At 39.1% G+C, this 21,685-nt stretch carries 24 protein-coding genes; 7 read left to right on the plus strand and 17 right to left on the minus strand.

Translation table 11 applies throughout. The features are described 5' to 3' along the window. Positions 1-225 precede the first annotated feature (225 nt). Entirely contained in the window at positions 226-741 is a 516-nt protein-coding gene (locus tag ACY10D_RS11485; RefSeq protein WP_487000864.1) for a hypothetical protein, read from the plus strand. Positions 742-954: 213 nt separating this feature from the next. On the opposite strand, the gene ACY10D_RS11490 is transcribed toward ACY10D_RS11485, so the two are convergent. From ACY10D_RS11490 to ACY10D_RS11510, 5 genes are all read right to left on the minus strand, one after another. Next, complete coding sequence (locus tag ACY10D_RS11490) at positions 955-2,091, minus strand: ISAs1 family transposase (RefSeq protein ID WP_487000865.1); 1,137 nt, start codon at positions 2,089-2,091, stop codon at positions 955-957. A 25-nt stretch (positions 2,092-2,116) separates the two neighbouring features. After that, positions 2,117-2,440, minus strand: coding sequence for a hypothetical protein (locus tag ACY10D_RS11495; protein ID WP_487000866.1), 324 nt, complete (start codon positions 2,438-2,440; stop codon positions 2,117-2,119). Positions 2,441-2,546: 106 nt separating this feature from the next. After that, positions 2,547-2,942 carry a hypothetical protein gene (locus tag ACY10D_RS11500; protein WP_487000867.1) on the minus strand — a complete coding sequence of 132 codons (396 nt, stop codon included), beginning with the start codon at positions 2,940-2,942 and terminating at the stop codon, positions 2,547-2,549. Between the two features lie 110 nt (positions 2,943-3,052). After that, positions 3,053-3,985, minus strand: a complete 933-nt coding sequence (gene hemC / locus ACY10D_RS11505) for a hydroxymethylbilane synthase (RefSeq protein ID WP_487000868.1) — start codon at positions 3,983-3,985, stop codon at positions 3,053-3,055. After that, the gene (locus tag ACY10D_RS11510) at positions 3,969-4,661 is read right to left on the minus strand and encodes an alpha/beta hydrolase (RefSeq protein ID WP_487000869.1); all 693 of its coding nucleotides are present in this window, start codon (positions 4,659-4,661) and stop codon (positions 3,969-3,971) included. The genes hemC and ACY10D_RS11510 overlap by 17 nt, the downstream gene beginning before the upstream one ends. Before the next feature lie 137 nt (positions 4,662-4,798). Here ACY10D_RS11510 and ACY10D_RS11515 point away from each other — a divergent pair, with 137 nt between their 5' ends. After that, positions 4,799-5,377 (plus strand): LemA family protein, encoded by a 579-nt coding sequence (locus tag ACY10D_RS11515; RefSeq protein WP_487000870.1) that lies wholly within the window; start codon positions 4,799-4,801, stop codon positions 5,375-5,377. Between the two features lie 3 nt (positions 5,378-5,380). After that, positions 5,381-6,439, plus strand: coding sequence for a zinc metalloprotease HtpX (htpX, locus tag ACY10D_RS11520; RefSeq protein ID WP_487000871.1), 1,059 nt, complete (start codon positions 5,381-5,383; stop codon positions 6,437-6,439). Positions 6,440-6,450: 11 nt separating this feature from the next. Here the strand turns inward: htpX and ACY10D_RS11525 are convergent, their stop codons facing one another. The 8 genes from ACY10D_RS11525 to bla form a co-directional block, all read right to left on the minus strand. After that, positions 6,451-6,822, minus strand: coding sequence for a type II toxin-antitoxin system PemK/MazF family toxin (locus tag ACY10D_RS11525; RefSeq protein WP_487000872.1), 372 nt, complete (start codon positions 6,820-6,822; stop codon positions 6,451-6,453). Next, positions 6,815-7,069, minus strand: a complete 255-nt coding sequence (locus ACY10D_RS11530; RefSeq protein WP_487000873.1) for an AbrB/MazE/SpoVT family DNA-binding domain-containing protein — start codon at positions 7,067-7,069, stop codon at positions 6,815-6,817. The genes ACY10D_RS11525 and ACY10D_RS11530 overlap by 8 nt, the downstream gene beginning before the upstream one ends. A gap of 107 nt (positions 7,070-7,176) precedes the next feature. Beyond that, positions 7,177-7,335 (minus strand): hypothetical protein, encoded by a 159-nt coding sequence (locus tag ACY10D_RS11535; protein ID WP_487000874.1) that lies wholly within the window; start codon positions 7,333-7,335, stop codon positions 7,177-7,179. A gap of 18 nt (positions 7,336-7,353) precedes the next feature. Then, complete coding sequence (gene uvrA, locus ACY10D_RS11540) at positions 7,354-10,173, minus strand: excinuclease ABC subunit UvrA (RefSeq protein WP_487000875.1); 2,820 nt, start codon at positions 10,171-10,173, stop codon at positions 7,354-7,356. 211 nt (positions 10,174-10,384) lie between these two features. After that, the gene (locus tag ACY10D_RS11545; RefSeq protein ID WP_487000876.1) at positions 10,385-11,317 is read right to left on the minus strand and encodes an RluA family pseudouridine synthase; all 933 of its coding nucleotides are present in this window, start codon (positions 11,315-11,317) and stop codon (positions 10,385-10,387) included. Position 11,318: 1 nt separating this feature from the next. Further along, on the minus strand, positions 11,319-12,440 hold the full coding sequence (locus ACY10D_RS11550; protein WP_487000877.1) for an S-(hydroxymethyl)glutathione dehydrogenase/class III alcohol dehydrogenase: 1,122 nt from the start codon (positions 12,438-12,440) through the stop codon (positions 11,319-11,321). 94 nt (positions 12,441-12,534) lie between these two features. Beyond that, complete coding sequence (locus tag ACY10D_RS11555) at positions 12,535-12,915, minus strand: hypothetical protein (RefSeq protein WP_487000878.1); 381 nt, start codon at positions 12,913-12,915, stop codon at positions 12,535-12,537. Then, the gene (gene bla, locus ACY10D_RS11560) at positions 12,915-13,793 is read right to left on the minus strand and encodes a class A beta-lactamase (protein ID WP_487000879.1); all 879 of its coding nucleotides are present in this window, start codon (positions 13,791-13,793) and stop codon (positions 12,915-12,917) included. The genes ACY10D_RS11555 and bla overlap by 1 nt, the downstream gene beginning before the upstream one ends. A gap of 74 nt (positions 13,794-13,867) precedes the next feature. Between bla and ACY10D_RS11565 the strand changes: the two genes are divergently transcribed. Continuing rightward, positions 13,868-14,575 carry an HAD family hydrolase gene (locus ACY10D_RS11565; RefSeq protein ID WP_487000880.1) on the plus strand — a complete coding sequence of 236 codons (708 nt, stop codon included), beginning with the start codon at positions 13,868-13,870 and terminating at the stop codon, positions 14,573-14,575. Here ACY10D_RS11565 and ACY10D_RS11570 read toward each other — a convergent pair. The 4 genes from ACY10D_RS11570 to prfB all read right to left on the minus strand — a co-directional run bounded on the left by ACY10D_RS11570 (position 14,569) and on the right by prfB (position 18,395). Further along, entirely contained in the window at positions 14,569-14,775 is a 207-nt protein-coding gene (locus ACY10D_RS11570; RefSeq protein WP_487000881.1) for a hypothetical protein, read from the minus strand. The two genes, ACY10D_RS11565 and ACY10D_RS11570, sit on opposite strands and share 7 nt — an antisense overlap. An 18-nt stretch (positions 14,776-14,793) precedes the next feature. Next, complete coding sequence (locus ACY10D_RS11575; RefSeq protein WP_487000882.1) at positions 14,794-15,615, minus strand: LEM-3-like GIY-YIG domain-containing protein; 822 nt, start codon at positions 15,613-15,615, stop codon at positions 14,794-14,796. Between the two features lie 36 nt (positions 15,616-15,651). Continuing rightward, the gene (lysS, locus tag ACY10D_RS11580) at positions 15,652-17,190 is read right to left on the minus strand and encodes a lysine--tRNA ligase (protein WP_487000883.1); all 1,539 of its coding nucleotides are present in this window, start codon (positions 17,188-17,190) and stop codon (positions 15,652-15,654) included. 109 nt (positions 17,191-17,299) lie between these two features. Further along, positions 17,300-18,395 (minus strand): peptide chain release factor 2 gene (gene prfB, locus ACY10D_RS11585; RefSeq protein WP_487000884.1). Its coding sequence is split into 2 segments (ribosomal slippage): positions 17,300-18,322 and positions 18,324-18,395, totalling 1,095 coding nucleotides; the frame shifts between segments, so codons are not numbered across the junction. Between the two features lie 102 nt (positions 18,396-18,497). On the opposite strand from prfB, the gene ACY10D_RS11590 reads away from it, so the two are divergent. The 3 genes from ACY10D_RS11590 to ACY10D_RS11600 all read left to right on the plus strand — a co-directional run bounded on the left by ACY10D_RS11590 (position 18,498) and on the right by ACY10D_RS11600 (position 21,620). Next, positions 18,498-18,797, plus strand: a complete 300-nt coding sequence (locus ACY10D_RS11590; RefSeq protein WP_487000885.1) for a hypothetical protein — start codon at positions 18,498-18,500, stop codon at positions 18,795-18,797. A 116-nt stretch (positions 18,798-18,913) separates the two neighbouring features. Further along, entirely contained in the window at positions 18,914-20,134 is a 1,221-nt protein-coding gene (locus ACY10D_RS11595; protein ID WP_487000886.1) for an MFS transporter, read from the plus strand. Between the two features lie 88 nt (positions 20,135-20,222). Next, the gene (locus ACY10D_RS11600; protein WP_487000887.1) at positions 20,223-21,620 is read left to right on the plus strand and encodes an MFS transporter; all 1,398 of its coding nucleotides are present in this window, start codon (positions 20,223-20,225) and stop codon (positions 21,618-21,620) included. Positions 21,621-21,685 lie beyond the last annotated feature (65 nt).

The raw sequence follows: 21,685 nt of genomic DNA on the forward strand, positions 1-21,685 counted from the left end.
ACTATCGTATTTGATATCTCATTCTGAATCGTTTCTAGGTTTTGCTCAGCTAAATTCATCCGTAACTTGCTTATGTTTTAAAGGCAGTAGGGTATTTGTACATAAAGTTCAAGTTAAACTACAGCTGATTTACCCACAAATAACGAATGCGCCCTTTATATTGTCTTTATTTTTTTATGACTTTTAATCATTTTAAAAAAAATATACTTCTTTAAAATTCTTGCTATGAAAGTAATTTTAAATTTAACTTCAATGAATCCATTTGTAGTATTTTTTATAATGTTTACAACAGTGTGTACATGTTACTCAACTGAAGAGCATCTTTATTTTTCGGTAACAAACAAAACTCAAAACACAGTATATTTTGACTACAAAGGTCAAGACGCCATGGCTGCAGATCTGAAACCTCCAAGTCATCTTGCGATAACACCTGGACAAAAAGTGAAATTTCAAGCATTTGGGAAAGATACAGATGAATGGATTATTGGATTTGACATATCCGATGAACTTTCTCTTATCTCTCACATTGAAATTGCTAGAAATCATGGGTTTGGTCCTTCACATGTATTCTTTTTTAGAGGAGCTGGCGCAAAGACTGACTGGGGCATAGGTTGGAACGCATCTAATGTGAGTATTGTATCAACTAATTCTAGGCAAGGTAAAGAATATTTGGGAGCGACTGAAGATTACTATTATGTGGATGTTGCCATTGTACCTGATAGCAAGGAAATATTTAATTGATCTACCCTGTCAATTTGGGCATTAGTATCTACACAAATATATCCTCCATTACATTTTGGAACTGTTGTATCTTTTGGATCCCAAAACTCTGGATACAAGAACTCATAGAAAAGAATATCCACAGCCCACTAAGAATGGCATTGTGAGTGTAGATTTTTCCCCTCTTTAACTGTTTACCACTTAACCTAACCAGAAAATCCAGGGCAATCGCATTTAAATCCCCTGAATGATTTTTCGTAAATACTGTTCATCCCATCCAGCTTTCAAGCGTTTAGTTTTAACGCCAACTTTAGCTGTCTTCTCTTTGTTTATTAAGTTTGATGCAACATGCCTAACGGTACTTAAGTTAGCAGCACTATTACCAACTCTGGCTCGAGAATGGTCTTCATCAAATGACATGTCTAATGACCAGTGCAATTGATTCTCAATGCCCCAGTGTGCCCTAATTGCAGTCGATATCTTATCAACCCTATCAGCACTTAATGAGATAATAAAATACCGTGTTTCTAGGCTTTCTGTATAGCCTGACTCAGCTTCGCTATCCCTAACTTCTCTTTTCGAGGTTATTGCTGTTATGCTTTTTAAATATGGCCAATTATGATGCTCTTGTAACCAATCAATATCACTTGTCGACATTGTCAAACGATGCTCTATTCTTCCATGACCACCGTCTAATGTTTCATGCTGCTTAAACTGCTTTTGAAACTGACCTTTAAACCATAGCACCACATCATTATGTAACGTTCCTTGATTCCCTTTTAAACAAAAAAGATAGTCCCCTCCTTGCTCGACAATTTGCTTAGACAAATCACGTTGACAACCCATTGCATCTGCTGTCACTGTAACACCTGTTAAATTAAGCTTCTTGAGCAGTTTGGGAACGGCTGTAATCTCGTTACTTTTTTCATCAACAACTTGCTGACCTAGTACACATTTATTCTCACATGCCCACGCACTCACCATATAAATAGCAGATTTGTTGCCATCCTTTGTTCCTCGTAGACACTTTCCATCAACTGCTATAATTTCATTATCACTCAATGTGGCAATATCATGCATCCAATGAGTAAAAGACTCGCTAAATTGCTCTGTATCAAGCATGGCAAATACATTACCGAATGTATCATGCGAGGGGATACCATTCTTTAGTTTAAGAACATCTGTTAACCAATCTTTCTTTGCTTTACAAAATGCCTCTATTGCCACCCAATTATCCGCGCCGCAAATAACAGCACTTAAAGTCATAAATAAAATGTCTATCAGCTTATGTTTCTTGCACCTATTAACTCTCGGATCTTTTACTGACTCAAAGTGTGTGAAAATTGATGAAGTTACTGTGTTTTCTGTCATTGTCGGGCTTTATTTTCAGAATTTTTCACAAAATCCACCAAAAATCAATAACTTTTAAATGCGATTGCCCTGCCAGAAAATCCCTAAACGCTTTACTTTCTTCACTATCATTTAGTGCAATACGCCAGCTAAAAACACATGCCATACATACCACTAACAAACGTTTCAAAATACTTAACGCATTATTTTGTTGCCAATGCTCCAACTCATACCCACCTTTTTTCATTAGTTTAAAGAAACTTTCAATGCGCCAGCGCCAGTAATACCAATTGCAAATGGTTTGAGCTTTTTCATCGTTTACATTCGTCAATAGCAGCCATTGAGCTAAAAGGGTGTTATCTGTACTCATTACTCTGCAAACAACTAATCTAACTTGTATTGCCTTTCCTGGGACGCTCTTTTGATAACCCTTCTTCTGACTAGGTTGCGCGGGTCTTGATATGGTTACTATAGTTTCAGCAACTGTGCGTGCGAACTTGTTTTGTACCTTTGTAATCAACTTTATCCAAAGCTTTATAAGGTAATTCATCTGCTATTGCTGATAATTTCTTTGAAACACCTTCATGATCCACATAGTTCGTTTTACGTGCCCTGATTAGCCAACTACTGTCTTCATGAATTTTCCTTATATGCCATATTGAATCCGCTTCTCGATCAACTATATGAACCAAAGGCTTGTCAAAACATTGCTGCTCAGAATGTTCAATTGCTTTGCAAAGCTCATCAAGGTTATTTCGTATTTCTTGTGGCTCATCAGTTTCATAGTAAGTGGCATAACTGCCTTCGGAGTTAACAATCCGCTGTGCAACTGGTGCAATAGGCTCCCCATCAACATCATCTATCCCCTGCATAATGATTAGTATCCATTAATCTTGATATAATCAAAATACATCCGACAGAGCATTTACGCAAGATGTTCACAAACTTGTGTAGATACTAATGCCCAAATTGAGGGGGTACATCATTGTTGCAATATAGCCTTTGCATCCTTTTCAATCATCTTTTGTGCTAACGCTTTACCTAGATTAATAGCATCATCACCAATCAATACTTCGCGCATTAACTGTTTACCATTGCTACTAGCAACCATTGCCGTTAATTGTAAACCCGCTATATTTTTCTCACAAAATGCGGCAATTGGCACATGACACCCGCCCTGTAATTCCTCATTAAAGCTACGCTCTGCTAAGGCGCATACTCTAGCGTCTTCGTTATCAATAGCATTTAATAGTGCTTTAATTTGAGTGTTCAGTGCTAAATACTCAACAACGACAATGCCCTGCCCCACTGCTGGCAGTGAGATATTGACATCAATCAAGCTTTTGATACGCGCACTTAGATCTAAGCGAATCAATCCAGCTGCTGCCAAAATAATCGCATCATATTGCCCATCATCGAGTTTTTTGAGTCGTGTTTGCACATTGCCACGCAAATCGCGAATATCTAAATCTGGTCGATAAGCTAACAGTTGCGCTTTGCGCCTTAGACTGGATGTGCCAACAATCGCACCTTGTGGCAAATCATCAATACTGGAGAAAGCATTCGACACAAAAGCATCTTGCGGATTCTCACGTTGACAGAAAGCACCCAATGCAAAATCTTCAGGCAACTCATACGGAACGTCTTTCAACGAATGAACGGCGATATCCGCACGTCCCTTCGTCATTGCCACTTCAAGCTCTTTCATAAAAAGCGCTTTACCACCGATTTGATTCAATGGACGATCAAGAATTTTATCGCCTTGTGTTTTCATCGTGATAATATCACAAATCAATCCAGGATGTGTTTGCTCTAACAATTTCTTAACGTAATGGCTTTGCCATAATGCGAGCTGGCTATCACGCGAAGCAATAATCAATTTATCTAATTTATTTAATTTATCTGGCTGTATCATTGATCAGCCCATAACATGATTGAATAAAATGGCTAATATCATGAATCTCAGGCATGCAAACGCTATGCTCCATTGGATAGTCATGGAAATCGTGTTTTACGCCTAACTCCTCAAGCTTAGATTTAAGCATTTGACCAGCTACAAATGGTACCACCGGATCATGACTGCCATGCCCTACAAAAAACGGTGTTTGCTGATTAGCATTATTAAGCTTTGTTTTAAAATAATCCCAATCAGGCAAATAAGTTGATAACAGCACAATACCAGCAAATGAGTAAGGCATCGTAAGTCCTGCTAAGGCAGCAATCGCTCCGCCTTGAGAAAAACCTGCAATAACCATATTCTCAGTAGCAATATCGTCATTAATCTGTGCTTTGACAATCTCATCTAGCGCATTTAGTGAATCCTCAATTCCCTTGCAATCCACATCACGTTTTATGTCATCGATGCGTTTTATGTCATACCAAGCACGCATTTCCATACCCATGTTAATCGTCACTGGCTGCACAGGCGCATGCGGGAAAATAAAACGCACATTGGCATCAACTGGCAAATTCAACTCTGGCACAATCGCCTCAAAATCATGTCCATCGGCACCCAAACCATGCAACCATATCACCGCATGTGTCGCTTTTTTCGCTTTTTGTCTTGGCTCAACAACCACTAAATCAAGCATTTTTCCCAATCCATATTACACTTAAGCTTAAAAATGCTGTCATTATGAAACACAATACGCTTGAATGCCAGCAACATACGTGGCAAATTAATACCGTTTGATAATTTAGTAATCAATAAAATTTAGGAGCTAAAACCATGGTTACCCTCATTATTATCGTTGTTATTCTCGCTTTGATTTTTGGCTATGTCTTGATGACTTACAACAGTCTTATTGCTGAAATTGAGGCCGTTAAAAACTCTGAACGCCAAATTGACGTCCAATTGGATCGTCGCGCTAAAGTCTTTGACTCACTCATTAGTGTCGTCAAAAAGTATATGGATTATGAGCAAACAACATTAAAAGACGTCACTACTTTAAGAAATCAGGCAATACATGCCAAGGAAAAAGGGGACTCTGAAACGCGTATGGCAGCTGAGAATGAAATCTCAAAAATCGCGGGTGGCTTAAATGTCCAGTTTGAAAATTACCCTGATTTAAAAGCCAATCAAAATGTTATGCAACTGCAGGAAGAAATTACCTCTACCGAAAATAAACTGGCGTTTTCAAAGCAGTCTTTTAACGATAGCATTGAAAAATACAATGCTCATAAAAAATCAATGATCGCAGGTGTTGTGGTTAATATGTTTAAAAGCAAGCTTGATGAGGACTTCATCTACTGGCAAGTTAGTGATGAGAAACGCCAAGTGCTCGAAGATAGTCGCGTTGAGTTATAAGCCATGTCTGCAATTGATATCAACGGTGTTGATTGGCGTGAAGTCGTTAAGAAGAATACGCGCAAATCGTATATCGTTATCACTTTATTTTTAATTATCTTTTTTGCGCTTGGTTTTTTAATCGATCTTGTTTGGCGCTATGGTCAATATGGTGGCATGATGACTTATGCAGGATATCGTTTAAGCTTCGGTGATATCGCTTATCTTGTGGCGACCTTGAAACTTACACCATGGGCAACGATTATATCTACTGTAATTGCATTTATTTGGCTAATGGCAACTTTTAGTTATTACGATAAAATTATGCTTGCAGGAACCCAGTATCGTGAGATTAATGCGAATGATCCTGACCCACTTTGTCAGCGCATTTATAATGTTACTGAAGAGATGAAGATCGCTGCAAATATGCCCTATATGCCAAAAGTATATTTGATTGAAGCGAATTATATGAATGCCTTTGCTTCAGGATTCTCTGAAAAATCCTCTATGGTTGCGGTAACGCGCGCACTTGCTAATCGCTTAAATCGTGATGAGCTGCAAGCGGTAATGGCACACGAGTTAACCCATATTCGTAACCAAGACATTAAGCTTAATCTATTTACCGTTGTGCTATCGAATATGCTGATGTTTATGATTGAGTTTTTATTTTACTCAACACTTTTTGGTGGCAATCGTAACCGTCGCGATAACAATAATGGTGGCAATGCGATGGCGATTATCTTTATGGTGATTATGTTATTACGTTTCATATTGCCAATTATTACCAGTATGATGGTGCTGTTCTTAAGTCGTACACGCGAGTATATGGCAGACGCAGGAGCGGTTGAGCTGATGCGTGATAACAAACCGATGGCGAATGCGCTGATTAAAATCAGCCAAAATCATAATGAACCGCAAACGGCGCAAAGTTATGCACACAATAGTAATGAACGTATGCGTCGCGCCTCTTATCTTTATGACCCAGCCAGTAGCAAGTTTGCCGCTAACGGCATGGATGATATGTTTTCCACCCACCCAAGTTTGAAAAAGCGCCTAGCTTCTATTGGCGCCAATCTGCGCTAGCTTTGATTGGCTCACCTACTGCTCAAAAGATCATCTATTATTTCTTCGGCACCAATTAAAGGCAATAATCTAAGAATCACGTCTTTAAACACACCTTTTTCTGCTTTAGCAATGAATCGGCATTTGCGCTCTTTCCATGATAACGTTTGCACAATTGATGATGCTACAACAGATGGGTTATCAATATTATTAATGGAGACTTCAGTAGCTCCGCCACGAATAGATGTGCTCACTGGGCAGCAAATAAGTGTCGCTGTTTTTGAATTATATTCTTTGGATGATAAGATAAAAGCAGGGCGATATTTGCCAATTTCCTTGCCTTTTATTGGCTCAAAGTCAAGCCAGATAATATCGTTTCGCTCTGGAATATACTGCTTAGTCATGCCATTCATTGCCTTGAGGCTTAACTATTAAATCTTTGTGACTGCTTTCATCTAAGCCATCAATTAATGATGACTCAGAAAATGGCAAAATTGTTTTTTGTTTAGCTTTGCGTATGAATAAACCATCTGCCTTTATTTCAACATCAACAATCGTTCCAGCCTTAAAGTCCGTTAAATCTCTGAGCGCGCCTGATAATCTAATCCCAAGACTATTTCCCCATTTGAGAATTTTTGCGTTTGTATGCATGATAGACTCCAATCATTCAAGTTATACATAGTATAACAGTCATTTGATAAATTGCTATTAGAGGTCTATATTTTAGTGAGTTTTAAATTCACCTGATATTTTTGTCATTAGCCATGCAAATACTGCTTTAAATCACTGGCTGAATAGATGCTATACATCACAGTTTTATGCGTCACCTTCTTATGTTTACCCGCCTTAAACCAAGGAATATACACCGAAAAAATAACCGCTAATGTCATCAGTAAAATGATTATACGTCTTAACATATCCTCCCCCTTTGGATATTACAGCATCATCTTTAAAAATCTACCCGTGTACGACTGTGCATTTTTAGCTATGCTTGCTGGCGCACCTTCGGCTATAATCTGACCGCCACCATCACCCCCTTCAGGACCCAGATCAATAATCCAATCTGCTACTTTAATTACATCTAAATTATGCTCAATAATGACAATAGTATTGCCTTGCTCACGCAAACGCATAATGACATTGAGTAATTGCTGAATATCATGAAAATGCAGCCCCGTGGTCGGTTCATCGAGAATATACAATGTCTTACCGGTTGCGGTTTTTGATAGCTCTTTGGCTAATTTAACCCTTTGCGCTTCACCACCTGACAAGGTGGTCGCATTTTGCCCCAAAGTAATATACGACAAGCCAACATCCATTAAGGTTTTTAAGCGACGTTTTATTTGTGGCACAGCCGAGAAAAACTCTAAAGCTTCTTCAATACTCATATCAAGCACTTCGCTAATGTTTTTGCCCTTGTATTGAATCTCTAACGTTTCACGATTATAGCGTTTGCCCTGACAGACATCGCATGGCACATAAACATCAGGTAAGAAGTGCATCTCAACTTTTAGTACGCCATCACCTTGGCATGCTTCACAACGCCCACCTTTGACATTAAAGCTAAAACGTCCCACCTGATAACCACGTGAACGGGATTCAGCGGTTGCCGCGAATAACTCACGAATGGGCGTAAAAACACCGGTATAGGTCGCAGGATTTGAACGTGGTGTGCGCCCAATCGGGCTTTGATCAATATCGATAACCTTATCCAGTAGCTCAAAACCTTTGTGTTTATCATAAGCTTGCGCTGTGATGCTATTATTTTTATTCAACAATTTTGCCGCTAAGGGATAAAGCGTGCGATTGATCAACGTTGACTTACCTGAGCCAGACACCCCGGTGACACAAGTTAATAAACCCAAAGGAATTTTTAAATTAACATTTTGTAAGTTATTGCCTTTAGCACCATAGATCTCAACATATTGCCCTTTTTTTGGTTTTAACTTTTTACCACTAATCACAATTTGTTTGCGCTTGGAGAGATAGTCTGCCGTTAATGAGTCTTTATTATCAATGATTTCACTTAAGCGCCCTTCAGCGACAATTTGCCCACCATGAATGCCAGCACCAGGCCCTATATCAATAATATGATCGGCTTGTTTAATCGCATCTTCATCATGCTCAACCACAATCACCGTATTACCCAAATCACGTAAATGATGCAAGGTGTCTAATAGCTTTTGATTATCACGTTGATGTAGTCCAATCGATGGTTCATCGAGAATATACATCACTCCAACCAAGCCTGCACCAATCTGACTGGCTAAGCGTATGCGCTGCGCCTCACCACCTGAGAGTGTATCGGCTTGACGCGATAGATTTAAATAATCCAAGCCAACATTAACTAAGAAGCCCAAACGCGCAAGAATTTCTTTGAGCAAACGCTCGGCAATCACGTGCTTCTGACCCGTAAGACTCAAATTATCTAGCCATTTAACGCTATCTTTAATCGACAGTGCGGTTAATTGCGCGATATTTTTGCCGGCAATAAACACATTACGCGCCCCTTCATTTAAACGCGTTTCATTGCAACTTGGGCATGGTAAATTACTCATCAGTTTACTTAATTCTTCACGAATCATGTTCGAGTCTGTTTCTTTGTAACGACGCTCGAAATTTGCCAATACACCCTCAAATGGTTTCTGTGCTCGATATTCTCTACCACCTGAACTTTTAAAATAAATATTAACCTCAGTTTTTCCTGAGCCATTTAACACCAGCTCTTTTTGTGCATTGGTGAGCTTATTAAACGGGGTATCCAGTGAGAAATCAAAATACCGAGCCAACGCCTCTAATTGCGCAAAGTAATAGCCATTACGCTTATCCCAGCCATGTAATGCACCTTGGTTTAAGCTTAAGTTATCATCAATAATAATCTTATCCGCATCAAAATAAGCCTTAGTACCTAAGCCATCACAGCTTGGGCAAGCACCAATTGGGCTATTGAATGAAAAAATTCTGGGTGCCAATTCCTTAAGCGAGTAATTACAGTGCGGACAGGCATGTTTGGATGAAAAGATAATATCATCTTGTGCGCCATCTAAAAATACAAGCTTCGCAATGCCCGCTGATAAATCTAATGCTGTTTCAAAAGACTCTGCTAAACGCTGTTGGTTTTTCTTTTGTGGCTTAAATCTATCAACTACTACTTCAATCGTATGCTTTTTATAGCGATCCAATTTAGGCGGATCGCTCAACTCATATAGCTCACCATTAATGCGCGCACGCAAATACCCTTCAGCATAGAGCTTTTCCATCAACTGGATGTGCTCACCCTTTTTATCAACAATCACGGGAGCGACAATCATAAGTTTCGTTTCATCATTAAAACTTAACGTATGATCAACCATCTGGCTAATCGTTTGCGCCTTTAATTCAACCTTATGCACAGGACACATCGGCTCACCAATACGCGCAAATAACACACGCAAGTAATCATAGATTTCAGTGACTGTCCCTACTGTTGAACGTGGATTATGCGAGGTGGTTTTCTGTTCAATCGAAATCGCAGGGGACAAGCCTTCAATATGTTCAACCTCGGGTTTATCCATCAAGGATAAAAACTGCCTGGCATAACTTGATAATGACTCCACATAACGCCGCTGCCCTTCAGCGTAAAGTGTGTCAAATGCCAATGATGATTTACCCGAGCCGCTTAACCCTGTAATAACTGTTAATTTATCGCGAGGAATCTCTAAATCGATATTTTTAAGATTATGCGTTTTCGCACCTTTAATTGTGATTTTATCCATGCTGTCATACCGCAAAAAAGAATGAGCAGATTGTAACACAATCATTAAGCAGGTTGAATTATACGGCTAGCACTTCAAACTATAAGCGAAGTAATCAATCAAGAATAAGTTGCACTTTAACTCCCTCACCCGTGCAGTTTAAGCTGCACGACCTCTCCTGCAAGGGGAGAGGCAACCTCGTTACTAACTAAAAAACTCTTGTAAATATGGATTAGGTTTTAAAAGAGCTTATAATTTTTTGACAATCACAATCATAAGGCGCCTCAAAACTCATATTTTCACCCGTTTTGGGATCCTTAAAAGATAAATTAGCAGAGTGTAAAAATAGACGATTAAAGCCTTTTTTTATCAGCACTTGATCTTTATCGGCAATGCCATATTTTTTATCACATACAATTGGGCAATTATATGCCGCAAGATGCACGCGAATCTGATGCGTTCTGCCGGTGTGAGGCATTGCTTCGACCAAAGTGTATTGATCTAATTTTTGCAAGATTCTAACACTGGTTAATGCATCTTTGCCTTCTCTTTTATCAACACGCACCATGCGTTCACCATGTGGCAGTAAGTGTCGCTTTAATGGCAAATCAATCTGCTTGACTTTATTTGACCAACTGCCGTGCACTAGGGCGTGATAAGTCTTTTGGACTTCGCGCTTTTTCAACGCTTCATGAAAATAGGTCAAGATGCTGTATTTCTTGGCAATGATCATGCAACCCGAGGTTTCCTTATCCAAGCGATGTGCCAACTCAAGTTTCTTAGCTTGAGGGCGCAGTTGACGTAAGCGCTCTATTAACCCCGAATTAACACCTGAGCCACCATGAACGGCAATACCAGAAGGCTTATTAATAATCATATAATCCGCATTCTCAAATAAAATGAGTGATTCAAGAAAGGCTAAATGATCATCACTTACCTTAGCGGGCGCTTCTTCCTCAAGGATAAATGGTGGAACACGCACGATATCATCTGGCTTAACACGATAAGTTTGTTTAATGCGCTTCTTATTGACACGTAAATCTCCTTTACGAATCCAGCGATATATCAAGGATTTGGGTAGTTTACTAAACTGCCCAATCAGAAAATTATCAATTCGCTGACCTTCGCGATCAGCATCTACTTCGATATGTTGAACACCTGCCATTCTAGAACTCAACCACGCTACGAATGCTTTCACCTTTTGCCATTAATTCAAAGGCTTGATTAATATCTTCAATTGGCATGGTATGGGTAATAAAGTCTTCTAGCGCAAATTTTCCCTTTAAATAATCGTTTACATATTGTGGTAATTCCGAACGCCCTTTGACGCCACCAAATGCGCTGCCTTTCCACACGCGACCAGTAACCAACTGAAAAGGACGAGTAGTAATCTCTTTGCCTTGACCGGCAACACCGATAATAATTGATTCACCCCAACCTTTATGTGCGCATTCTAGCGCACTTCGCATAACATCAACATTACCGATGCATTCAAATGAGTAGTCAACACCACCTTCGGTCATCTCCACAATCACCTCTTGGATTGGGCGCTTATGATGCTTAGGATTAATACACTCAGTTGCACCAAGCTTTTGCGCTAAAGGAAATTTATCTTCATTAATATCGATGGCAATAATGCGTTTTGCTTGGGCCATCTTTGCACCTATAATCACGGCTAATCCAATACCACCCAAGCCAAAGACAGCGACTGTTGCACCTTTTTCAACTTTGGCAGTATTTTTGACCGCCCCCATTCCTGTCGTTACGCCACAGCCAAGTAAACACACCTTTTCCAACGGTGCTTGTTTATCAATTTTAGCAACGGATATCTCAGGTAACACAGTGTACTCAGAAAAAGTAGAACAACCCATATAGTGATAAATGGGCTGACCGTCTTTAAAAAAACGTGTTGTGCCATCAGGCATTAAACCTTGACCTTGTGTTATACGAATTTTCTGACATAGGTTGGTCTTGCCTGAAAGGCAAAACTTACACGTACCGCATTCAGGTGTATATAAAGGGATCACATGATCACCCACGGCAACAGAGGTTACTCCCTCACCGATTGATTCAACAACCCCCGCACCTTCATGCCCTAAAACACATGGAAACACAGCTTCAGGATCCTCGCCAGATAATGTGAATTTATCCGTGTGACAAACACCAGAGGCATTTATCTTAATGCGTACTTCCCCTTTTTGTGGTGGTAATACATCAATAGTTTCGATTGAGAGAGGTTTATTGGCTTGCCAAGCAACGGCTGCTTTAGATTTTATAGTATGAGACATATCGATCCTTTGTTCCTGCAAAATATTGGCACTTATTATGCGCGAAACCACTGATTCAGCCAAGGATTTCCATATCTTTTTGGCCTATCCCCTGTTAATAAACCAAGTCCTTTGGGTCTATATCGATAAAATCCGGTTCAGGTGTCACATCAAATTGAATGGCATCAATGGTCTTCCTATTTTCTAACTTGGCTTTGCATACCCGATGCATGCCATCCATAATTTGCCCATCGGCACACAGCAAAATCGGGTAACTCAAATCAGCAGCTTGAATAATCTTCATATGCTCAATAATATTCAAGCACGTTGGTTTTTCTTCACCAAATTCATACCAATAACACTGATCTAGCTCTTTAACTTGATCCACTTTAATCGATATTGCTTTTAGGTGCTGCGATTCTTTAACAAGTTTTTTAACATCCCAAATTAAAAGCTGTCCTTTAGCGGACTCTCTAAAGTGATACTGCGTTCTCATTAAACAGTCTGATCTAAGCAGGAATTAGTTTTGCCAAGCTCAGCCATAGCAAGGTTAGTTGCTTTTTGGATCACAACATCTTGTGCTTTGGCATCTTGCTTATCCTGTGTATAGAAAACACTAATTACAATCGGTTTGCATTTGTTTGGCCATATCACACCAATATCATTCGTTGTACCATAATCACCCGTACCAGTCTTATCACCAACGATCCAAGATTTATTAACACCTGCTTTTATGCGCTTATCCCCCGTGGTATTTGTTTGCATCCATTTGATCAATAAATCACGCTGCATAGCAGGAAGAACACTACCCAATACAATTTTATCCAGGCTTTGTGACATGGCTTTTGCTGTTGTTGTATCTCTTTTATCTCCTGGGATGGCAGTATTTAAATAAGGCTCATGGCGATCTAACCTGAAGGTTGTATCACCAATGCTTCGCGCAAATTGGTTTAATTTATCCAGACCACCCAATTGCTTTAATAGTAGGTTTGCCGCTGTGTTATCGCTTAACATTGCTGCATGACATAATGCGCTAACGGTCATGCCTTTACCCAGATTTTTTTGGGTATATGGGGAGTATGCATTAACCATATCTTTTTGTGTATATTCAATCTTCTTTTCAAGCAATTTGGGCTCATTAGCACTCTTTTTTAATATTGCCGCAACAAGCATCAGCTTAAATGTACTGCACATTGGCATGTGTTTATCCGCATGATAATCAACAGCTTGATCATTCGATGTGTCAATGGCACTAATTGCCAATTGCCCACCATATTGTTGTTCAAGCGCCTTAAAATTATCAGTATTTGCAAAGCTCATCAGTGCAACTAACGGCAAGGCTATAGCCACTGTACATTTATTTATTAACTTCATAATACCCCTCATTGATTTTCAATTGACAAAGCTTACAACGCTTATCATCATATCCACAAGCTCATCATAATACCATGCCAAATACAATGCCTAATATCGCTATTTTTGATCTTGATCACACACTTATTTCTGTTGATTGCTCCAACGAATGGGCTAAGTATCTATGTAATCACAAGCTTGTAAACAACCCTAAAACCTTTATGGCAACCAAAGAAGCCTATGATCGCGCCTATCATGCCGGTGAAGTCGATATGCTTGGGTTTTGTCACTTTGTCTTACAGCCTGTTATTGGGCACAGTGAAAGCTCATTACAAAATACATTAAAAGACTTTGCACACTTTATTGTCAAGAGCTTCACTTACCCTAAAGCCCATCAAGCAATTAAGGAGCATTTAGCAAAGGGTGATCAGATTTTATTAATATCCGCAAGCTTAATTGACCTAGTACGCCCCATTGGTCTATTGCTTGGATTTGATCAAGAAAATATTATCGGTGTACAAAGTGTCAAAGAAAATGGCAAACTCACCGGTGGCGTTATCGAACCACTAAGTTTTGGTATCGGCAAAGTTCACTACTATCAACAATGGCTGCAAAAACAACCCGCGACATTTGAGCAAAGCATCTTCTACTCGGACTCAATTAATGACGCACCATTATTAAAGCTTGTTGATAAAGCAATTTGTGTGAATCCAGATCCTAAATTAGCATTATTAGCTCATGATAATACGTGGGAAATAAGAAACTGGCAGCAAATGGGAAACAACTCACGAACAGATCAATGACGTGTATTTTTGATGCGCTCCTTTAGCTCAATAACATCTTTTTGATCAAGACCTGTTATTTCACAAACATCATCAATCGCATAGCCTTTATGCAACATTTTGCATGCAGTTTCTTCTGCTTTCAAACGCGCTCCTTGCTGCATACCTTGTTGCACACCCTTTGCAATCCCTTGTGCTTCCCATTTTTCTGCTACCGTCATAACATCACTCCTTAAACACTACTCATGACTTACTAAGTCTAAAAATTTAATATCAAAACTGTCTTCCAAAAAACGCTTTGTAAACTCTTGTTTATCAAGTGATGCTTTAATAAGTTGTGAAGTGAATAACTTGGGCTGTGAGTTCCTTAGAAAATAGGCATTTTCTCTTGGTTTTGTTACATGCCAATTCACCAAACAAACCCACTCACTATAAGCATCATTTTCCGCCTGATTAAGCATATTGGCAGATAATTCAATATCATATATTGGGTTATCATCGATTCTAATTTCTCTTATTGGAATGGCTTTTTGTGTAACTGTCCCAATACCAACATAGCCATGTCCTTTCAGATAAGCTACGACAATATCACCAACCTCAAATGTTTTCATAGGCTCATTATATTTAGGATGTTGCCCTGCTGATATGAAACCATACCTTACATAATCGTCCCAATTTCTAACTTCGCCTTCACCGACATTGTAGTAATAAATACCATTCTGATAATCAAAACCAGATAAACTAAGATGCATCGTGTCATGAGGTCTAAATTTATTCGCAAAGTGTCCTGTTGAAACATTGGTTAATTGCTTCCCAAGCTTCCATAATAATGTTTTTTCAATCAATAATGCCTGTGATTCGGTTAAATCTTTAGCGATAACTTTAATTATCGGCAATAAACTAGCTTTCTTTATTGCCTTTATACGCTTTGACTTCTCACTATCACTATCCTCATATAAATGAGAATCTTTACGCAACCCTTTGCCTTTACCATAATAAAATTCCTCAAAATTGCGAGGATCTATGTAAACGTAAACATAATAATCACTTTGATTATCCAAGGTTTTTAATCCTGTATATTGTTAAAATACTCATCACTATTCAGGGCGCATATGCGGAAATAAGATCACATCACGAATCGATGCGCTATTGGTGAAAAACATCACTAATCTATCGATACCAATACCTTCGCCTGCAGTTGGTGCTAAGCCATACTCTAAAGCACGGATATAATCAGCATCATAAAACATCGCTTCATCGTCCCCTGCATCTTTCGCGGCTACTTGTGCTTTAAAGCGCTCAGCTTGATCTTCTGCATCATTTAACTCAGAGAAACCATTGGCAATCTCGCGCCCGCCAATAAAGAACTCAAAACGATCAGTAATAAAAGGATTATCATCATTGCGACGCGCTAATGGTGAAACCTCGGCTGGATACTCGGTAATAAAAGTTGGTTGAATCAAACGATGCTCAACCGTTTCTTCAAAAATCTCTGTTTGCAACTTGCCTAAGCCATAGTGTGATTCCACTTTAATGCCTAGCTTTTTAGCGATTGCTATCGCTTGGTCAGAGTCTGCCAACTGCTCTTTAGTGATCTCTTGATTAAAATGTAAAATCGAATCAAACATACTCATACGCACAAAAGGTTGTGCTAAATCATAGTCTTGACCTTGATAATGAATGTCGGTAGTACCTAGCACATCTTCAGCCATCTTACGCAATAAATCTTCGGTTAAATCCATCAGATCTTTATAGTCAGCATAGGCTTGGTAAAACTCAATCATGGTAAATTCAGGGTTATGGCGCGTTGATAATCCTTCGTTTCTGAAGTTGCGATTGATTTCATAAACACGATCGAAACCACCAACAACCAAACGTTTTAGGTAAAGCTCAGGCGCAATACGCAAATAAAGCGGCATATCTAGTGCATTGTGATGCGTTGCAAAAGGTTTTGCTGAGGCACCTCCTGGAATCACATGCATCATTGGCGTTTCGACTTCCATAAAACGATGTTCATCAAAATAACGACGAATAAATTGAATCATTTTAGAGCGCGTCTGGAAAACTTTACGACTCTCACTATTAGTTATCAAATCAACATAACGTTGGCGATAACGCGTTTCTTGATCAGACAACCCATGAAACTTATCAGGCAATGGGCGGATCGACTTAGTTAATAACTTAATGCTCGTTGCATGCACCGATAACTCACCGGTATTGGTCTTAAATAATGTCCCTTCAACACCAATGATATCACCCAAATCCCAATGTGCGTTAAAGCGATCATACTCACCTTCGGCTAAATCATTTTTGCGAATATACGCTTGAATACGACCAGACATATCCTGAAGCGTGATAAATGATGCTTTACCCATAACACGCTTAAGCATAATACGTCCAGCAATCTTAACGATTGGCTTATCTGTCAAAGCCTCTAACTCTGCTTTTTCAATCTTGCCATATCGTGCTTGCAGGCATGCTGCTGCGGCATTGGGTTTGAAATCATTAGCAAAAGCAATGCCGTTATTTGATTCAGTATGCTCTTTAAGCTTTTCTTTACGCACTTGAATCTGATTATTTTCTTCGATTTGTGCTTCTTCTTTTGTCATCACTTGATCTTTAACTTGTTCTGTCATGGCTGTTATTCCAATTTTTTTATTTTTATTTTAATCTTTTACTTAAGGGCGTATTCGATACGCCCCTACGCTACATTAATATGCAACACGCTCCTATGGTATATACCACTCACAAACCCATTTTCAAGCTAGCTTCGATAAATTTATCCAAATCACCGTCAAGCACTGCCTGTGTATTGGTATTCTCTACAGAGGTTCTTAAGTCCTTAATTCTTGATTGATCAAGTACATAAGAGCGAATTTGACTACCCCAACCAATATCTGATTTAGACTCTTCAAGTGCTTGCTTTTCAGCATTGCGCTTGTGCATCTCTAGCTCATATAACTTTGATTTTAGCTGCTTCATTGCTTGATCTTTGTTTTTATGTTGTGAGCGATCATTCTGACATTGCACGACAATACCTGATGGCTCATGCGTAATTCTTACCGCTGAATCTGTACGGTTGACATGCTGCCCACCGGCACCTGATGCGCGATAGGTGTCAATGCGCAAATCCGCAGGGTTAATCTCGATCTCAATATCATCACTCACCTCAGGGGAGACAAAAACCGATGCAAATGACGTATGACGTCGGTTACCGGAGTCAAACGGTGACTTACGCACCAAACGATGCACACCCGTCTCAGTCCGAAGCCAACCATAGGCATACTCACCTTCAAAACGAATCGTGCAGCTCTTAATACCCGCAACATCACCATCTGATACTTCAATGAGCTCGGTTTTCAAGCCATGCGCCTCACCCCAACGTAGATACATACGCATAAGCATTTGCGCCCAATCTTGCGCTTCAGTACCTCCTGACCCGGATTGCACATCCAAAAACGCATCATTTGGATCCATTGGGTGATTAAACATACGCATAAATTCAAGCTTGGCTAACGCAGATTCCAAATGATCAATTTCAGTAATCACCTCTTGCAAGATGCTCTCATCATCAGCCTCTTGTGCAAAATCAATCATCTCTAGCGCATCAATAATTCCCTTATCAAGCGTTATGACATTATTAACAACCACTTCAAGGGCTGTTTTTTCTTTACCTAGCGTTTGCGCATTCTCTGGGTCACTCCAAATCTCTGGATTTTCCAACTCCATTAATACTTCGTCTAAACGCTCTTTTTTATGGGCAAAGTCAAAGATACCCCCGAAGTGTATCTAAGCGCATTGCCATCTCTTTTAATTGTGTTTTATAGCTATTTACTTCCATTACAGAAAATTTTATTTGATTGGCGTTAAAGTGGTCGATATTCTAGCATAAGCTTGACTCAGCTGCGAATTGTTTTTCCTTTCACCATTACTCTACTGGCTAATGTCACTACACACTTCGATTTTTATTCTGGCACAAATTATTTTTGCCATTGTAGGGGCTGCTTTTATTGGTCCTGTAATGGGTATGCTTAGTCATTTATTCACAGTCAATGCGCGTTATACCGCGTTATCGATCAGTTACAATATAGGCTTTGGAATTTTTGGTGGTAGTGCAGCATTGTTTGTCATCTATCTCATTAACACAACGACAATTACATGGATTCCTGGTATTTATATTTCCTTTGCTGCCATTATTTCTTTGATTGCCTTAACGGTTGCCAGAAAACACATGAAGGCTTAAAAAATCGATCATTTTAATTGTAGTTTATCTGCCAACACTCTAAAGTGGCTCGCTAATTATATAAGAAGTGATACACTTCACCGCTTGAATAAATCTTTGAATATTTGGAGTTACCAATGAAACCGGTTAATAACCGCCTATTAGTCGCCATATTGATGTTGACGATTGTTATTGATGTCATGGGTGTGGGGCTTGTTTTCCCAGTCATTCCTGAAATCATGATGTCAAAACAAAGTCCATTTTTTGGGGTTAACACAGCTGATTCGCTACGCAATTTTTATTACGGTTTATCCATGGCGGTATGGCCTTTGGGGATCTTCATTGGTAGCGCGATTATCGGTAGGCTCTCTGATAAATATGGGCGTAAACTGATGATCATCGTCTCACTTGCAGGCACGATTATTGCTTATTTATTATCCGTGGTCTCCTTAGCATTAGGCTCATTAAGCATTTTCATGTTAAGCCGTTTTGTTTGCGGATTTTTTGGTGGCAGTTTTAGTATTGCACAAGCAGTTATTTTAGATATTTCTAACGAGAAAAATCGTGTTAAAAACCTAAGTTTAATCACACTTTCTGCCTCTATTGGCTTTGTCTTTGGACCACTTATAACAACAGTTGTTGGCCTATTATCGCAAACGGAGTACCAAGCAATCACACTACCATTTTGGTTCGGTGCAGGACTTTCCGTAATCAATCTATTAAGTGTTTGTTTCTTGCTACCTGAAACCTACACCAATCGTATCAAAGAGCAAAAACTTAAGCTGATAAGTCTTATCTTTAGTTTTAAAGTGATGTTTAGCGATAAGCGTGTCAAAATCCTTGCATTGGCCTTTTTGATGTTGCAAATCGGTTGGGGCTATTACGCCCAAGGATTGCCACTGGTGTTAGCGCAAGCATTCCAATTTGAACCGGCAAGCATTGGCTTTGTTTTTATAGTGATGAGTTTAGGCTTTGCATTTTCAACACTTTACTTTCAAAACGTTGTGCTTAAGCGCCTTAATAATCATCTTGCAATGCTATTAAGTGGTGTCATTATCGCAATATTAATTGCGCTTTGTACATTTTTCTTAAGCCCAAGCTCGATGGTTATCAGCGCATTTATTGGCGCGTTATTAGAGATCATCTTCTATACCGCTTTACTATCAGTGATTGCCAGCAAAGTTGAGAGCCATGAGCAGGGTGCCATCATGGGCGGCACTACTTCTGTTTTTGGTATTGCTTGGGCGATTAATGCTTTTACACTTGGTTTATTTACAACATTCTACTTACTACTACCCCTTTATCTAGCAGCTGTGAGTATTTTAATTGCAGGATTGGTTATTAAACTAGACAAGTAGCATAAGTTACATTTATTTACTAGTGATTTGTTTTGAATTTCGCGTATCATGATACTTCACGCAAAGGGAGAAAATAAGGAGATTTTGCATGTTAATTAAAAATAAACCCGTCACACTAACGTTTTTCATTACCCTATTTCAAACGATGAGCACAGGTGTTATGTTTAGTTTAACCGTGCTATATTTAACGCTTTCACTCAAGATTGGCGAGAGTGAAGCATATATGCTCAATACAGCACTTTTTTCGCTTTTTTATTGCTTGCCACTTATTGCTGGTATTGTTGCTGATAAGCTTTTAGATGCAAAACGCACGCTGATTATTGGACAGCTTTTTAGTATTTTTGGCTTTTTTTCCTTAGCACAATTTGGTGAACCCTTACTCGTCACTAGTTTAAGCTGTATTGCCATTGGCGGCGCATTTTACTTGCCGAGCATTTGGAAACTACTAAATAGTTGCTTCCCTGAGCAAAATACTAAGCGATCCTATTATTTCACGGTTGCCTATATTAGTTTAGCAACCGGTGGCATGATTGCGACCTTTAGTTCTGGATTTATTGCGGATTATTTAAGCTATCAAGCGGCCTTTTATATTGGCGCTGTCTATAACGTCATTGCTTTATTGATTTTTCTTTTATTTCAACATATATACCCAAAATCTAACAGCTCAGTTTCATTCAACAAATATATTTATAGCATACTCGTGTTTGTGGTCACATTTATCATTGTGCACTATCTTATTCAACGACCAAGCACAGCTGCATTAACTATTTACATTGCCGGCATACTGCTTGTGGGCTATTTTTTCTATCTTGTTAAACAAGCTCCTAACATTACTCAGAAAAAAGGTGTGCTAAAGTTTCTTGTGTTTTGCTTGATCAATGTCGCTTACTGGAGTATTGCAACGCTAGCTCAAACAAATATTACTCTCTTTTCTGAGTACAATTTAAATCGACATATTTTTGGCTTTGTATACCCAGCTGGATCTGTCATTACATTTTGGTATGTCAGCATGTTTATTTGCGCAATTGCCGTAAGCTACTTTTGGTATCGCAAGCTTAAGCACAATGCCTTTGATCAAAAGTTCTTTATTGGACTTATTGTCACCGCTGTTTCAGGTGCCAGTATTCCACTAGCTATCTATTTTAGTGGTGCTGATCATCAGGTTGCCTTTTTCTGGATTATTATATTTTTCTTCTTCTTGGGGCTAGGTGAAATTCTCGTACAACCCAATGGCAATGCTGCCGCTGGAGAATATATTAATGAGAAAAACAGAGGCTTTGCGCTAGGCGCTTGGCAATTTGCAAGTGGTCTTGGCGTTGCCGTCTCAGGTCAACTATCTATGCTGACCATTACCGATAACAAAGAAACAAATTTATTATTGAGCAATCAGACCTATAGCCATGTATTTTTATATATTGCGATTATTTGCCTTGCCTTTGGCGTCATTACATTTCTCATTAACCGCTTTTTGAGGACAGCACATTAATACCTTAATTTTGTGGTATTCACTTATAAAACAATAGCACTTAAAATACCCCCGTAGCATAAGCA

Source organism: Cysteiniphilum sp. (genome assembly GCF_057495195.1).